General features: G+C 64.0%; 14 protein-coding genes. All 14 read right to left on the minus strand.

The features are described 5' to 3' along the window. Positions 1-189: 189 nt before the first annotated feature. From FG95_RS02825 to nuoF, 14 genes are read right to left on the minus strand one after another with little or no spacing between them, the layout of a single operon-like run. Positions 190-450, minus strand: coding sequence for a DUF1467 family protein (locus FG95_RS02825; protein WP_037553853.1), 261 nt, complete (start codon positions 448-450; stop codon positions 190-192). 12 nt (positions 451-462) lie between these two features. Further along, on the minus strand, positions 463-2,097 hold the full coding sequence (locus FG95_RS02830; RefSeq protein ID WP_037553854.1) for a ribonuclease J: 1,635 nt from the start codon (positions 2,095-2,097) through the stop codon (positions 463-465). Next, positions 2,094-2,879 carry a type III pantothenate kinase gene (locus FG95_RS02835; RefSeq protein ID WP_037553856.1) on the minus strand — a complete coding sequence of 262 codons (786 nt, stop codon included), beginning with the start codon at positions 2,877-2,879 and terminating at the stop codon, positions 2,094-2,096. Before FG95_RS02835 ends, FG95_RS02830 begins: the two co-directional genes overlap by 4 nt. Beyond that, the gene (locus tag FG95_RS02840; protein ID WP_081932975.1) at positions 2,880-3,683 is read right to left on the minus strand and encodes a biotin--[acetyl-CoA-carboxylase] ligase; all 804 of its coding nucleotides are present in this window, start codon (positions 3,681-3,683) and stop codon (positions 2,880-2,882) included. Beyond that, a complete protein-coding gene (gene nuoN / locus FG95_RS02845) occupies positions 3,605-5,038 on the minus strand; it encodes an NADH-quinone oxidoreductase subunit NuoN (protein WP_037553859.1) in 1,434 nt (477 codons plus the stop codon). The genes FG95_RS02840 and nuoN overlap by 79 nt, the downstream gene beginning before the upstream one ends. Beyond that, positions 5,035-6,588 carry an NADH-quinone oxidoreductase subunit M gene (locus tag FG95_RS02850; RefSeq protein WP_037553860.1) on the minus strand — a complete coding sequence of 518 codons (1,554 nt, stop codon included), beginning with the start codon at positions 6,586-6,588 and terminating at the stop codon, positions 5,035-5,037. Before FG95_RS02850 ends, nuoN begins: the two co-directional genes overlap by 4 nt. Beyond that, positions 6,585-8,636 (minus strand): NADH-quinone oxidoreductase subunit L, encoded by a 2,052-nt coding sequence (gene nuoL / locus FG95_RS02855; RefSeq protein ID WP_037553861.1) that lies wholly within the window; start codon positions 8,634-8,636, stop codon positions 6,585-6,587. Before nuoL ends, FG95_RS02850 begins: the two co-directional genes overlap by 4 nt. Positions 8,637-8,640: 4 nt before the next feature. Beyond that, positions 8,641-8,946 (minus strand): NADH-quinone oxidoreductase subunit NuoK, encoded by a 306-nt coding sequence (gene nuoK, locus FG95_RS02860; protein WP_003051614.1) that lies wholly within the window; start codon positions 8,944-8,946, stop codon positions 8,641-8,643. Further along, complete coding sequence (locus FG95_RS02865; RefSeq protein ID WP_037553862.1) at positions 8,943-9,554, minus strand: NADH-quinone oxidoreductase subunit J; 612 nt, start codon at positions 9,552-9,554, stop codon at positions 8,943-8,945. The genes nuoK and FG95_RS02865 overlap by 4 nt, the downstream gene beginning before the upstream one ends. 12 nt (positions 9,555-9,566) lie before the next feature. Beyond that, positions 9,567-10,055, minus strand: coding sequence for an NADH-quinone oxidoreductase subunit NuoI (gene nuoI, locus FG95_RS02870; protein WP_037553863.1), 489 nt, complete (start codon positions 10,053-10,055; stop codon positions 9,567-9,569). Then, the gene (nuoH, locus tag FG95_RS02875; RefSeq protein ID WP_037553864.1) at positions 10,052-11,095 is read right to left on the minus strand and encodes an NADH-quinone oxidoreductase subunit NuoH; all 1,044 of its coding nucleotides are present in this window, start codon (positions 11,093-11,095) and stop codon (positions 10,052-10,054) included. The genes nuoI and nuoH overlap by 4 nt, the downstream gene beginning before the upstream one ends. Then, positions 11,092-11,232: a hypothetical protein gene (locus FG95_RS20710; protein ID WP_161786525.1), complete on the minus strand. Its 141-nt coding sequence runs from the start codon at positions 11,230-11,232 to the stop codon at positions 11,092-11,094. The genes nuoH and FG95_RS20710 overlap by 4 nt, the downstream gene beginning before the upstream one ends. Then, positions 11,229-13,241: an NADH-quinone oxidoreductase subunit NuoG gene (gene nuoG, locus FG95_RS02880; protein ID WP_037553866.1), complete on the minus strand. Its 2,013-nt coding sequence runs from the start codon at positions 13,239-13,241 to the stop codon at positions 11,229-11,231. Before nuoG ends, FG95_RS20710 begins: the two co-directional genes overlap by 4 nt. Continuing rightward, entirely contained in the window at positions 13,241-14,530 is a 1,290-nt protein-coding gene (gene nuoF, locus FG95_RS02885) for an NADH-quinone oxidoreductase subunit NuoF (protein ID WP_037553867.1), read from the minus strand. The genes nuoG and nuoF overlap by 1 nt, the downstream gene beginning before the upstream one ends. Between the last annotated feature and the right edge of the window lie 95 nt (positions 14,531-14,625).

The following is a 14,625-nucleotide window of genomic DNA, read 5'->3' on the forward strand; positions in this document are numbered from 1 at the left end:
GGCGGGGGTTGGGGGTGGGGTCTATCGGCCTTGCGCAAGGCCGATAGACCCCACCCCACTACGACCAGGCAGCAAGCTGCCAAGTCTGCGTTGCCCCTCCCCTGAAGGGGAGGGGCTAAATTACCGCAACGTCCGCTCATCACCCCAAAGCCGACGATGCCAGAGCGACAATCGTGCCTGCCGGGGAACTCAGGCCCGCCCGGTCAGCACGTCCGGGTCGGCCCAGCCGTTCACATAGGCGGTATAATAGAGCACAAAGGCAACCGCTGCGGCGATAGTCATCTGCAGCATGATACGCCCCGGACGAAAACGCGCGGGTGCACCGCGATCCTGCCCCGGCACGAACGGCTCATCGTCGTCGCTCACGCGTCGCCCGTGAAAGGGCAGAACGAAAAAAGCGCTGAACACCCAGAATAGCGTGAAGATCGCGAGCGCCGAGGTCCATTTCATCGCGATCGCTCCTCAGACATCGACGAGCATGACATCGACGACGGGCTTTTTCCCCGTCCAGTCGGTCGCGACGCGGCGCACGCCCAGCCGGATCGCCTCGCGCAGCTTGTCTTCTTCGCGTGCGGGGCCGGTGGCGGCCTGCTCGGCCGCCTCGCGCATTTCGTCGATAAAGGCTTCGCGCTCATCCTCGACCGGCACACCGCGATAACTGATCGCGCTTTCGACGAAGGCCTTGCCGGAGAAGATCGCCGCAACGGTTATATGGCCGTTGAGCGACAGCTTGCGCCGCTCGTTGATCGTCTCGCCGTCGGCGGGAAGGATGACGTCGCCGTCGAGGATCAACCGCCCCGCGCGCACGCGTTCGACGATCTTCGCCTTGCCCGGCGCCAGTTTCACCAGATCGCCATTTTCCTGCACCAGCGCGTCGGGCACGCCCTTTTCGAGCGCGAAGCGCGCCTGTTCGTGCATATGACGAATCTCGCCATGCACGGGCACGACGAGCTTCGGCCGCAGCCAGCCATAAAGCGCGGCAAGCTCAGGTTGCCCCGGATGGCCGCTGACATGGATATGCGCCTGCTTCTCGGTCACCGTCAGCACATCTTTTGCCGCAAGCTGGTTCATGATCCGCCCGATCGCGACCTCGTTGCCCGGGATCTGCTTCGACGAGAAGACGACAGTGTCGCCCGCCTCGAGCTTGATCTGGTGGATGTCTGCCGCCATGCGCGCGAGCGCGGCGCGCGGTTCGCCCTGGCCTCCCGTGGCGATCACCATCACCTTGTCGCGCGGCAGACGCATCGCCTCGTCGAAATCGACCGTCGGCGGGAAATCCTTCAAATAGCCGACCGAACGCGCGACGCCGAGAATGCGGTCGAGCGAACGCCCCGCGACGCACAGGCTGCGCCCGGTGGCCTTCGCAACTTCGCCCAGCGTCGCGAGCCGTGCGGCGTTCGATGCGAAGGTGGTGACGACCACGCGCCCCTTGGCCGCGCCGACCGCTTGTTCCAGTCCTTCGCGAAGCGCCCCTTCGCTGCCCGAGGCCTCGGCGTTGAAGGCGTTGGTCGAATCGCACACGAGCACATCGACGCCCTCGTCGCCGATCGCGGTCAGCGCCGCGACGGTCGCGGGCACGCCGAGGATCGGTTCCTCGTCGAGCTTCCAGTCGCCGGTGTGGAAGACACGGCCGTAAGGCGTGTCGATCACCACCGCGCTCATTTCGAGAATCGAGTGCGCGAGCGGGACGAGGCGGATGCCGAACGGGCCAATCCGGAAATTGTCGTCGATATCGACCACCTTGATCTCGACTTCATTTTCCAGCCCCTCTTCGGCGAGCTTGTGCGCGATCAGCCCCGCGGTGAAGCGGTTCGCATAGAGCGGCACACCGAGCTCGGCGGCGAGATAGGGGATGGCGCCGATATGATCCTCATGCCCGTGCGTCAATATGATGCCGAGCAGGTCCTTCTTCCGGTCCTCGATGAATTCGAGGTCGGGCATAACGATGTCGATGCCCGGATAATCGTGGCTGCCAAAGGTCACGCCCAGATCGGCCATGATCCATTTGCCGTCGCAGCCATAGAGATTGGCGTTCATGCCGATCTCGCCCGATCCGCCCAGCGCGAGAAAAAGCAGCTCCTTGCCCGGAGTCGTCATATTATTGGCTTTCGTTGATGATAGAGGTGCATCAGCCCGTTCAGCGTCAGATCGGGTTCGATACGATCGAACAGGTGCGCCTGTTCCTGGAATAGCGTCGCGAGACCGCCCGTCGCGACGACGGTGAGCGGCTTGCCGATCTCGGCTTTCATGCGCGCGATGAGCCCTTCCATCATCGCGACATAGCCCCAATAGACGCCGATCAGCATCTGGCTTTCGGTGGTCCGCCCGATAACGCTGTCGGTCGCCGGCGCCTCGATCGCGATGCGCGGCAGTTTCGCCGCCGCCGCGACCAATGCCTCCAACGACAGATTGACCCCGGGCGCGATGATTCCGCCCATATAGGCGCCGTCGGGGCCGATATGGTCGAGCGTCGTCGCGGTGCCGAAGCTGATTACGAGCTTGTCCTTGCCGGGCTCGACCGCCTGCGCCGAAATCGCGTTGCACGCGCGGTCGGCGCCGACCGATTGCGGCTCGTCGACCTTGAGCGCGATGCCCCAGCTCACCGGATCGCGTCCCGCGACGAGCGCGTCGACGCCGAAATATTTGTGGGCGAGCAGCTGGAGATTGTGGAGCGCTCGCGGGACGACGGTCGAGATGATCACCGCGTCGACCTCGCGGCGCTCATGGCCTTCGATCCGCATCAGCTGGTCGAGCCACACCATATATTCGTCGGCGGTGCGCCGGTCGTCGGTCGCGATCCGCCAGCGCGCGAGGAGTTCGGTGCCGCGGAACAGCGCAAATTTGGCATTGGTGTTGCCGACGTCGATCGCGAGCAGCATCTATTTCCCCTCCTCGACCGGACGGCGTAGTTCGATGTCGCCCGCATGGATCAGCATGACTTCCCCGTCCGCGCGGCGCAAGCGCAGCGCACCGTCGGCGGCGAGCCCGTCGAACGTCCCGTCGATGTCCTGCTCCAATACGCGGAGCGGCGTCCCGACCGGATGCCCAAGCGGCAGCCACGCGCGGACGATGCTTTCGACGCCCTCGTGCCGCCAGGTCCAGAGCGCATCGACCAGCGCGACGGCCAGCGCCTCGGCGAAGCGATCGCGGTCGATCGCAACGCCGCACTCGGCGAAGCAGAAGGTTTTGCGATCGGGCAGTTCGGGCGCCGACGCCAGATTGACCCCGATGCCGATCACCACGCTATCGCCGCTACGCTCAAGGAGGATGCCTGAACATTTCGCGCCATCGACCAGCAGGTCGTTCGGCCATTTGAGTTCGAGCGGAACCGAGGGCGCGAAAATCTTTACGACCTTCGCCAGTGCGACCGCGACAACGAGCGCGAGCGTCGCCGGCGACGGATCGCTCGCGGTCAGCCGGACGACGGTCGAGCCCATGAAATTTCCCAAGCCGTCGCCCCACACCCGACCCAAACGGCCGCGCCCGGCGGTCTGGCGGTCGGCGACCAGCCAATGCCCCTCGCCGACATGCTCGCCGCCTGCCAGCCGCGCCAGCAGGTCGGCGTTGGTCGAGCCTGTCTGCTGGGTCCGCTCGATCGGCGGGGTCAGAAGAGCCCCGCCGCCGCGCCGGCCGAAAGAACCGCCAGTGCAGGGATGAAGAGATAGCCGATGACCGAGAGCCAGAGAGCGCTCGCGGTAATCACCGCATCCTCGACGATCGCCCCGCCGCCCTTCGGAAATTCGGTGTCCGACTTGTCGTCGAAATACATCGTCTTGATGATCGCGATATAATAGAAAGCGCCGATCACCGAAGCGACGATGCCCGCAACCGCCAGCGGCACGAGGTTCGCGTTCACCGCGGCCTCGAACACCAGATATTTCGGCCAGAAACCGAACAGCGGCGGGATGCCTGCAAGGCTGAACAGAAACACCGCCATCGCCGCGGCGAGCCCCGGGCGGCGCTGCGACAGGCCGGCGAGCGCCGGAATGCTCTCGACCTGATTGCCGCCCTCATCGTGCAACTGGAGCACGACGAGGAAGGCGCCGAGCGTCGTCAGCATATAGACGAGCAGATAGGTCAGCACGCCCTCGACCCCCTGCTGCGTCCCCGCCGCAAGGCCGATGAGCATGAAGCCGACATTGTTGATCGACGAATAGGCGAGCAGGCGCTTGATATTCTTCTGCCCGATCGCCCCGACCGCGCCGAGGATGATCGACGCGAGCGCGAGGAAGATGACGATCTGCTGCCACGCGCCGGCCGCGGGGCCCATCGCGTCGATCACGACGCGCGTCATCAGCGCCATCGCCGCGACCTTCGGCGCGGTGGCGAAGAAGGTCGTCACCGGGGTCGGCGCGCCCTCATAGACGTCGGGCGTCCACATGTGGAACGGCACCGCGCTAATCTTGAAGCCGAGACCCGCGAGCACGAAGACGATGCCGAAGATGAGCCCGATGTTGAGCTCGCCTCCCATCGCCTTTGCGATGCCCGCAAAATCCGTGGTGCCCGAAAAGCCGTAGAGCAAAGAAATGCCATAGAGCAGCATGCCCGACGCCAGCGCGCCGAGGACGAAATATTTGAGGCCCGCTTCGCTCGACCGCTCGTCGGTGCGCATGAAGCTCGCCAGCACATAGGCGGCAAGACTGTTGAGCTCGAGCCCGACGTACAGCGTCATCAGGTCGCGCGACGAGGCCATGATCCCCATGCCAAGCGCGGCGAACAGGATCAAAGCCGGATATTCGGCGCGCATTCCGCCGCAGAAGAAGCGCGGCGCGACGACGATGCAGACGAAGCTCGCGGCATAGATCAGTAGTTTGGCGAAGCCGCCGAAGCTGTCTACCGAGAGCGTGCCCGAAAAGACCGTCGCCTCGACCCCGAACAGCGCAACCGCGGCGGCAGCTGCCGCAGCGAGCGTCAGCAGCGCGCTGAGCTGGTAGAGGCCGACCTGCCGGTCACCGACGAAGGTGCCGAGCATCAGCGTGATGAGCCCGCCGATCGTCAGGATCAGCTCGGGCCAGATGAGCGCGAGATCGGCGGTCATTGGACGCCTCCCGCATGGCTCGATCCGTGGGCGGCTTCTCCGTGCGCGGCAGCCGGCTTGGGCTTGCCGGCGGCAAGATGCGCGTCGCCCGCGGGCCTCGCGGGAGCGAGGCGCGCAACGACCGTCGTCACATCGCCGCGCATCGGCGCGAGGAAGCTTTCGGGATAGACGCCCATCCACAGCGCCACGGCGGCGAGCGGGGCCATGATCGCCCATTCGCGTGCGTTCAGATCGGGCATCGCCTTCACATCGTCCTTGGTGAGTTCGCCGAACACGACGCGGCGGTAGAGATAGAGCATGTACGCGGCGCCGAGGATGATGCCGGTGGTGCAAACGAAGGCGACGACGCTCGACGCTTCATAGATGCCGAGCAGACTCAGGAATTCGCCGACGAAGCCGCTGGTCCCCGGCAGGCCGATCGACGCCATGGTGAACAGCATAAAGAAGAGCGCATAGGCCGGCATGTTCACCGCAAGCCCGCCGTAGCGGTCGATCTCGCGCGTGTGCAGCCGGTCATAGATCACGCCGACGCAGAAGAAGAGCGCGGCCGAGACGACACCATGGCTGAGCATGATGATCAGCGCGCCTTCGATCCCCTGCTGGTTGAAGGCGAAGAGACCCGCGGTGACGATCGCCATATGCGCGACCGACGAGTAAGCGATCAGCTTCTTCATGTCGTTCTGCGCCAGCGCGACGAGGCTGGTGTAGACCACCGCGATCATCGACAGGCCGAAAACGATCCACATCAATTGAGCGGACGCATCGGGGAACATCGGCATCATGAAGCGGATGAAACCATAGGCACCGAGCTTCAGCAGCACGCCCGCAAGGATCATCGACCCCGCGGTCGGCGCCTGCACATGCGCGTCGGGAAGCCAGGTGTGGACGGGCCACATCGGCATCTTGACCGCAAGGCTGGCGAAGAAGGCGAGCCACAGCCAGGTCTGCATCGCGGGCGGGAAATCATAGTTCAGCAGCGTCGGAATGTCGGTCGTTCCCGCTTCCATGATCATCGCGATCATCGCGATCAGCATCAGCACCGATCCGAGCAGCGTGTAGAGGAAGAATTTGAACGCCGCATATTTGCGGTTCGCCCCGCCCCAGATGCCGATGATGAAATACATCGGGATCAGTCCGGCTTCGAAGAAGATGTAAAAGAGCAGCAGGTCCTGCGCCATGAAGACGCCGATCATGACGACTTCCATGATCAGGAACATCGCCATGTAGAGCCCGACGCGTTGCTTGATCGCATCCCAGCTCGCGAGGATGCAGAGCGGCATCAGGAAGACGCTGAGCATGATCAGCATCAGCGCCATGCCGTCGATACCGAGCGCCCACTGAAAACGCCCGAACAGGTCGGCGCGCTCGGTGAACTGCCACTGCGCGCCGCCGATGTCGAAATTCGCCCAGAGGATGCAGCCGAGGACAAAGGTCGCCAGCGTCGCGCCGAGAGCGACGAAGCGCGACATCTTGTCGCCGACGAACAGACAGACGATGGCGGCGATCGCGGGGACCGCCAGCATCAGCGAAAGGATGGGAAGCCCGCTCACAGGAAATTCACCATGGCCCAGCTGGCGAGGCCGACAAGACCGAGCAGCATCACAAACGCATATCCATAAACATAACCCGATTGCAGCCGGACCGCGAGACGGGTCCCCCCTTGGACGAGCGCCGCGGCGCCATCGGGACCGAAGCGGTCGATGGTGCCTTCATCCCCTCGCTTCCAGAAGAAGCGGCCGATCGCGAAGGCGGGCTTCACGAAGAGGATGTTGTAGAGCTCGTCGAAATACCATTTGTTGTACAGGAACTGGTGGAGCAGCTTGAACTGCGCAACGAAGCGCGCCGGCAGGCTGGTGTTGCGGATATAGCTGTTCCAAGCGAGGAACAGGCCGATCGCCATCACCGCGAACGGCGTCCACTTCACCCAGGTCGGAACCTCGTGCGCGGCGTGCATCAGATGCTCGTCGAAAGCGATGCTGCCCTTCCAGAAGGCAAGCCCTTCCTCGGGATAGATGAAGGGGTGCGCGAAGACGAAGCCCGCGAACACCGCGCCGATCGACAGCACGACCAGCGGGATGAGCATGCTGACCGGGCTTTCGTGCGGGTGATAGCCCGCGGTGCCGTCGCCGTGCGCATCATGATGGTGATGCGCATGGGCATGATCGTCGGCCGAATGCTCCTCGGAGGGATCCTCATGCTCGCCATGCACCGCATGCTGGATATGCTCGCTCTCTTCCCAGCGCGGCTTGCCGTAGAAGGTCAGGAAGACCAGGCGCCACGAATAGAAGCTCGTGAGCAGCGCGGCAAAGATGCCGACCCAGAAAGCGACCACGCCGCCGCCTCCGGCAGCGAAGGCCGCTTCGAGGATGCCGTCCTTCGAGTGGAAGCCAGCAAAGCCCGCGACGCCCGCGATACCGACGCCGGTGATCGCCAGCGTGCCCATCATCATCGCCCAGAAGGTGAGCGGGATATGCTTCCTGAGGCCGCCATAATAGCGCATGTCCTGTTCGTGGTGCATCGCATGGATCACCGAACCGGCACCGAGGAACAGCAGCGCCTTGAAGAAGGCGTGCGTAAACAGGTGGAACATCGCCGCGCCATAGGCGCCGACACCCGCGGCAAAGAACATATAGCCGAGCTGCGAACAGGTCGAATAGGCGATGACGCGCTTGATGTCCCACTGTGTCGTGCCGACGGTCGCGGCGAACAGGCAGGTCGCCGCGCCGACGAAGGTAACGACGCCGAGCGCAATCGGCGCGGTTTCGAACATCGGCGACAGGCGGCACACCATGAAGACGCCCGCGGTGACCATCGTCGCGGCGTGGATCAGCGCCGACACCGGGGTCGGGCCTTCCATCGCGTCGGGAAGCCAAGTGTGGAGGCCGAGCTGCGCCGACTTGCCCATCGCGCCGATGAACAGCAGCAGGCAGAGGATCGTCATCGTGTCGAGACGCATCCCCATGAAGGTGATGCTGCTGCCAGCCATGCCCGGCGCCGCGGCGAGGATCTCGGGGATCGAGACGGTGCCGAAGACGAGGAAGGTGCCGAAGATTCCGAGCATGAAGCCCAGATCGCCGACGCGGTTCACGACGAACGCCTTGATCGCGGCGGCGTTGGCGCTCGGCTTCTTGTACCAGAAACCGATGAGCAGATAGGATGCGAGGCCGACACCTTCCCAGCCGAAGAACATCTGGACAAGATTGTTCGCGGTCACGAGCATCAGCATCGCGAAGGTGAAGAGCGACAGATAGGCGAAGAAGCGCGGCTGGTCCGGATCCTCCTCCATATAGCCCCAGCTGTAGAGGTGGACGAGCGCCGACACCGTCGTGATCACGACGAGCATCACCGCGGTCAGCGTATCGACGCGCAATTCCCAGTTGAACTGGAGCGCGCCCGAGCTCACCCAGTGCAGCACCGGGGTCACGCCAGCTTCGCCGGTGCCCATCACGAACGACAGGAAGATCGGCCAGCTCAAGGCGCAGCTGGTGAACAGCGCGCCCGTCGTGATGATTTTCGACGGCACATTGCCGATCACGCGCTGGCCGAGCCCTGCAACAAGCGCCGCCAAGAGCGGCAGGAATACGATCGCCTGGATCACCGGCTTACCCCTTCATCCGGTTGGCATCGTCGACGGCAATGGTGCCGCGGCCGCGGAAATAGATAACGAGAATGGCGAGACCGATCGCGGCTTCACCCGCGGCGACGGTCAGCACGAACATCGAGAAGACTTGGCCCACGAGATCGCCGAGCGCCGCGCTGAACGCGACGAGGTTGATGTTCACCGCGAGCAGGATCAGCTCGATCGCCATCAGGATAACGATGATATTCTTGCGGTTGATGAAGATGCCGAGCACGCCCAATGTGAACAGCACCGCAGAAACGGCGAGATAATGGCCGACCGAAATCACAATTCCATCCCCTGCCCGACGCCCGGATCGACGAGGCGCGTCGCCTCTTCGGGACGGCGCCGGTTCTGCGCCGAAATATTCTGGATGCGAACGCCACCGCGCGTGCGATGTGTCAGCACGATCGCGCCGATCATTGCGACGAGAAGAACGATGCCCGCCGCCTCGAACAGGAAGATATACTTCGTGTAGAGCAGTTCGCCGATCTGCTGGATATTGCTCTTGTCGCTGACGACCGGCGCCGCGCGCGCGGCGAGGTCGACCCCGCCCGCCTGCCAGGCGCCGACCGCGAACACCAGCTCGGCCGCCAAGATGATCGCGACGAGCGCACCGAGCGGCAGATAACGCACGAAACCGGCACGCAGTTCAGCGAAATCGATGTCGAGCATCATTACGACGAACAGGAACAGCACCGCGACCGCGCCGACATAGACGATGACGAGCAGCATCGCGATGAATTCGGCTCCCGCGAGCAGCATCAGTCCCGCCGCGTTGAAGAAGGCGAGGATCAGCCACATGACGCTGTGGACGGGGTTGCGCGCGAAGATCACCATCGCCGCGGAGGCGATGACGATCGTCGCGAAGAGGTAGAAGGCGAAGAGCTGGATCATGTGCGCGCGCCCTTATCGCCAGGGCGCGTCGGCGGCAAGATTCGCCGCGATCGCGCGTTCCCATTTGTCGCCGTTGGCGAGCAGCTTGGCCTTGTCATAGAGCAGTTCTTCGCGCGTTTCGGTCGCGAATTCGAAGTTCGGCCCCTCGACCACCGCATCGACCGGGCATGCTTCCTGACAGAAGCCGCAATAGATGCACTTGGTCATGTCGATGTCGTAGCGCGTCGTGCGGCGCGAACCGTCTTCGCGCGGTTCGGCCTCGATCGTGATCGCCTGCGCCGGGCACACCGCCTCGCACAGCTTGCACGCGATGCAGCGTTCCTCGCCGTTCGGATAGCGGCGCAGCGCATGCTCGCCGCGGAAACGCGGGCTCAGCGGGTTTTTCTCGAACGGATAGTTGATCGTCGCCTTCGGCTTGAAGAAATATTTCAGCGTGAGGGCGTGCGCCTTCACAAACTCCCACAGCGTGAAGCTTTTGATGAGGTGGGCAATGGTACTCATGAATACCTCGTCAGCATCAGATAGCCGGAGATCAGGAAGATCCAGAGAAGCGAGATCGGCAGGAAGACCTTCCAGCCCAGCCGCATCAGCTGGTCATAGCGGTAGCGCGGGACCGTCGCCTTGACCCAGCTGAAGACGAAGAAGAAGAACAGGATCTTCGCGAACAGCCAGATGATGCCGGGAACGGCATAGAGCGGCGCCCAGTCGATCGGGGGCAGCCAGCCGCCCCAGAAGAGCACCGCGTTGAGCGTGCACATCAGAAGGACATTGGCATATTCGCCGAGCCAGAAGAGCGCGAAGCTCATCGACGAATATTCGGTCTGATAGCCCGCGACGAGCTCGCTTTCCGCTTCGGTCAAGTCGAACGGCGCGCGCGCGGTTTCGGCGAGCGACGAGATGAGGAACATCACCGCGAGCGGGAAGAGCAGCAGGTTGAAGCCGAACGCGTTGACGAAGCCGAGCCCGTGGCCCTGCTGCGCTTTCACGATCTCGTTCATGTTGAAGCTGTCGGCGAAGAGCACGACGCCGATCAGGATGAAGCCGATCGAGACTTCATAGCTGATCATCTGCGCCGAAGCGCGCATCGCCGAGAAGAAGGGATATTTCGAGTTCGACGACCAGCCCGACAGGATCACGCCGTAGACGCCGAGCGACGAGATCGCGAGAATGTAGAGCAGCCCGACGTTGATGTCAGCGAGCACCGCGCCCGAATTGAACGGGATCACCGCCCATGCGAGCAGCGCGACGGTGAAGGTGATGATCGGCGCGATCAGGAACAGGCCGCGGTTGGCCGAGCTCGGGATGATCGTTTCCTGCAGGAACACTTTCAAACCGTCGGCGAAGCTTTGCAGCAGGCCGAAGGGGCCGACGACGTTCGGGCCGCGGCGCAGCGCGATCGCCGCCCAGATCTTGCGGTCGGCATAGATGATCATCGCAACCGCGAGCATCAGCGGCAAAGCGATGAGCAGGATGCCGCAAATCGTCGCGACGCCCCACGCCCAGTTCGGGTCCATGCCCCACGAGATGAAGGTCTCGGTCATTTGCCGGCCCCGTCCTGGTTGCGCCAGCCGTTATGCGGGCCGGGCCGTTCCGACTTGCCCTTGGGATCGAAGCCGCGCCAGACGGCATAACCCATGCCGGCAAACAGCACGCCAGCGATTGCATGTACCGGGGTCATTCCGCGGCCTCCGCAAAATCGACGCCATGGATCAGCTCTTCCGAGCAGCGCTGCATCGTCGGCGACGCGCGGCAGATGGCGTTGGTGAGATAGAAATCCTTGATCGGCGACGGGATCGCGCGCGCTTCGGGCTTGGCGGGCAGCTTGGGCACCGTCCAGCCATAGTCGGCGATGCCTTCGACGCCCAGCGCAGGCACGGCAGCGATCATCGCGGCGCGGCACTGGTCGAAGCTATCGAAGCCGACCGAGACGCCGACCGCATCGGCGAGCGCACGGAAAATGCTCCAGTCCTCGCGCGCATCGCCAGGTGCGAACACCGCCTTCTCGCTGCGCTGAACGCGGCCTTCGGTGTTGACTGTGGTGAAGTCCTTTTCGGTCCACGCGGCGGCGGGCAGGATAACGTCGGCGGCATGCGCGCCCTTGTCGCCATGATGGCCGACATAGACTTTGAACGTCTCGGGCAGCGCCGCGAAATCGACCTCGTCGGCGCCGAGGAAGAAAGCGAGCTTCGGCTTCGCCGCGATCACATCCTTGATCCCGCCGGGCAGGCCGTAGCCGAGCATCAGCGATCCCATGCGCGCGGCCGAGAAATGGACGACGTTAAAGCCGTTCCAGCCGTCCTTGACCGCATTCACCGCCTTGGCGAGCGCGAGGCCCGCGCCATGCACGCCGGGAACCGACAGCGCGCCGCCACCGAAGATCAGCATCGGCCGCTCGGCGCCCTTCAGCGCGTCGAGGACATGCGCGGGCAGCTTCGTGACGAGCGATGCGTCGTCGCCGAGCCATTCGGTCTTGTAGGTGAGGTCGGTTTCGGGGCCGATCGCAAAGACCTTCGCGCCCTTCTTCCACGCCGCCTTGCGGATACGCGTGTTGATGAGCGGCGCTTCCCAGCGAAGGTTCGTGCCGACGAGCAGGATCACGTCGGCATTCTCGGCCTCGGCAATCGTCGTGTTGAAATTGACCGCCGACAGGCTGGTAACGTCATAGTCGAGCCCGGTCTGGCGTCCTTCGAGCAGGTTGCCGCCGAGCGCGGTCACCAGCGATTTCGCGGCGAACATCGTCTCGCAATCGGCGAGGTCTCCCGCGATCGCGGCGACCGACGAGCCCGCATTCACCGCCTTGATCGCGGCAAAGGCTTCGGCCCAGCTTGCGGGCTGGAGAGCGCCGTTCACGCGGACATAGGGCTGGTCGAGGCGGCGGCGGGTCAGACCGTCGACATGGTGGCGCGTCTTGTCGTTCGCCCATTCCTCGTTCACATCGTCGTTGATGCGCGGCAGCACGCGCAGCACCTGCCGCCCGCGGCTGTCGATGCGGACGTTGGTACCGACCGCATCCATCATGTCGATGCCGAGCGTCTTGGTCAGCTCCCACGGACGCGCCTCGAACGCATAGGGCTTGCTGGTCAGCGCGCCGACGGGGCAGAGGTCGACGACATTGCCGCTGAGTTCGCTCTGGATTGCATGCTCCAGATACGACGTGATCTGCATATTCTCGCCGCGATAGATCGCGCCGATATCCTCAACGCCCGCGACTTCCTCCGCAAAGCGGACGCAGCGCGTGCACTGGATACAGCGGGTCATCACCGTCTTGACGATGGGGCCCATATATTTTTCGGTGACCGCGCGCTTGTTCTCGTCATAGCGCGTCGCGCCGCGGCCATAGGCGACCGACTGGTCCTGCAGGTCGCATTCGCCGCCCTGATCGCAGATCGGGCAGTCGAGCGGGTGGTTGATGAGCAGGAACTCCATCACCCCTTCGCGCGCCTTCTTCACCATCGGGCTATCGGTGCGGATCACCTGCCCTTCGGCGGTCGGCAGCGCGCACGATGCCTGCGGCTTCGGCGGGCCGGGCGATACTTCGACAAGGCACATACGGCAATTGCCGGCGATCGACAGACGCTCGTGGTAGCAGAAGCGCGGAATTTCCTTCCCCGCCATCTCGCACGCCTGCAGAACGGTCGCGCCCTGCGGGACGTCGAGTTCTACGCCATCTACGGTAACTTTAGGCATTATTCGGCTGCCTCCAGCGCGCCGCCATTCTCGCGGATGCGGCGTTCGATTTCGGGGCGGAAATGCTTGATCAGGCCCTGGATCGGCCACGCCGCCGCGTCGCCGAGCGCGCAGATCGTGTGGCCTTCGACCTGCTTGGTCACGTCGAACAAAGTGTCGATCTCGCTGATGTCGGCGTCGCCGGTGCGCAGCCGCTCCATCACGCGCCACATCCAGCCGGTGCCTTCGCGGCACGGCGTGCACTGGCCGCAGCTTTCATGCTTGTAGAAATAGCTGATGCGGCTGATCGCCTGAACGACGTCGGTCGACTTGTCCATCACGATCGCGGCGGCGGTGCCGAGACCCGATCCGACGGCCTTCAGGCCGTCGAAATCCATCGGCGCGTCCATGATCTCGGCCGCGGGAACCAGCGGAACCGACGAGCCGCCGGGGATCACCGCGAGCAGATTGTCCCAGCCGCCGCGAATGCCGCCGCAATGCTTGTCGATCAGTTCGCGGAAGCTGATGCCCATCTCTTCCTCGACGACGCACGGGCGCTCGACATGGCCCGAGATCTGGAAGAGCTTGGTGCCCTTGTTATTCTCGCGCCCGAAGCTTGCGAACCACGGCGCGCCGCGGCGGAGGATTGTCGGGACGACCGCGATGCTTTCGACATTGTTCACCGTCGTCGGGCAGCCGTAGAGGCCCGCGCCCGCCGGGAACGGGGGCTTGAGGCGCGGCTGGCCCTTCTTGCCCTCGAGGCTTTCGATCATCGCGGTTTCTTCGCCGCAAATGTACGCGCCGGCGCCGCGGTGGACGAAGACGTCGAAATCATAGCCCGACTTCGCCGCATTCTTGCCGAGCAGGCCGGCATCATACGCCTCCTGCACCGCGGCGAAGAGCGTCTCCGCCTCGCGGATGAACTCGCCGCGAATATAGATATAGGCAGCGCGCGCGCGCATCGCGAAGCCCGCGATCAGCGCGCCTTCGATCAGCTTGTGCGGATCGTGACGGATGATCTCGCGGTCCTTGCACGAACCCGGTTCGGATTCGTCGGCGTTGATGACGAGGAAGCTCGGGCGATCGGCGCGCGGCTCCTTCGGCATGAAGCTCCATTTGAGCCCGGTCGGGAAGCCCGCGCCGCCGCGGCCGCGAAGCCCCGACGCCTTGATCTCCTCGATAATCGCGTCCTGGCCGCGGCTCATCAGATCCTTGGTCTTGTCCCAATCGCCGCGCGCCTGCGCGGATTTGAGGTTCCACGGCTGGAAACCGTAGAGATTGGTGAAAATGCGATCCTTGTCGGCGAGCATGGTTACTCACCCTTCCCTTTGCCGCCCTGACGCGCGGCATATGTGGCAAAAAACACGACGGCGAGCCCCATGAAGGCGGCGCCCAATGCGATCCA

The sequence above is a fragment of the Sphingopyxis sp. LC363 genome (genome assembly GCF_000756385.1).
GTDB lineage: Bacteria > Pseudomonadota > Alphaproteobacteria > Sphingomonadales > Sphingomonadaceae > Sphingopyxis.

Bases quoted from the DNA above. Each gene is read 5' to 3' on its own strand.
- FG95_RS02835 (WP_037553856.1), bottom strand. From the start codon at position 2,879: ATGCTGCTCGCGATCGACGTCGGCAACACCAATGCCAAATTTGCGCTG.
- FG95_RS20710 (WP_161786525.1), bottom strand. From the start codon at position 11,232: ATGACCCCGGTACATGCAATCGCTGGCGTGCTGTTTGCCGGCATGGGT.
- nuoF (WP_037553867.1), bottom strand. From the start codon at position 14,530: ATGCTCGCCGACAAGGATCGCATTTTCACCAATCTCTACGGTTTCCAG.
- nuoG (WP_037553866.1), bottom strand. From the start codon at position 13,241: ATGCCTAAAGTTACCGTAGATGGCGTAGAACTCGACGTCCCGCAGGGC.
- FG95_RS02830 (WP_037553854.1), bottom strand. From the start codon at position 2,097: ATGACGACTCCGGGCAAGGAGCTGCTTTTTCTCGCGCTGGGCGGATCG.
- nuoN (WP_037553859.1), bottom strand. From the start codon at position 5,038: ATGACCGCCGATCTCGCGCTCATCTGGCCCGAGCTGATCCTGACGATC.
- nuoI (WP_037553863.1), bottom strand. From the start codon at position 10,055: ATGAGTACCATTGCCCACCTCATCAAAAGCTTCACGCTGTGGGAGTTT.
- nuoH (WP_037553864.1), bottom strand. From the start codon at position 11,095: ATGACCGAGACCTTCATCTCGTGGGGCATGGACCCGAACTGGGCGTGG.
- FG95_RS02825 (WP_037553853.1), bottom strand. From the start codon at position 450: ATGAAATGGACCTCGGCGCTCGCGATCTTCACGCTATTCTGGGTGTTC.
- FG95_RS02865 (WP_037553862.1), bottom strand. From the start codon at position 9,554: ATGATCCAGCTCTTCGCCTTCTACCTCTTCGCGACGATCGTCATCGCC.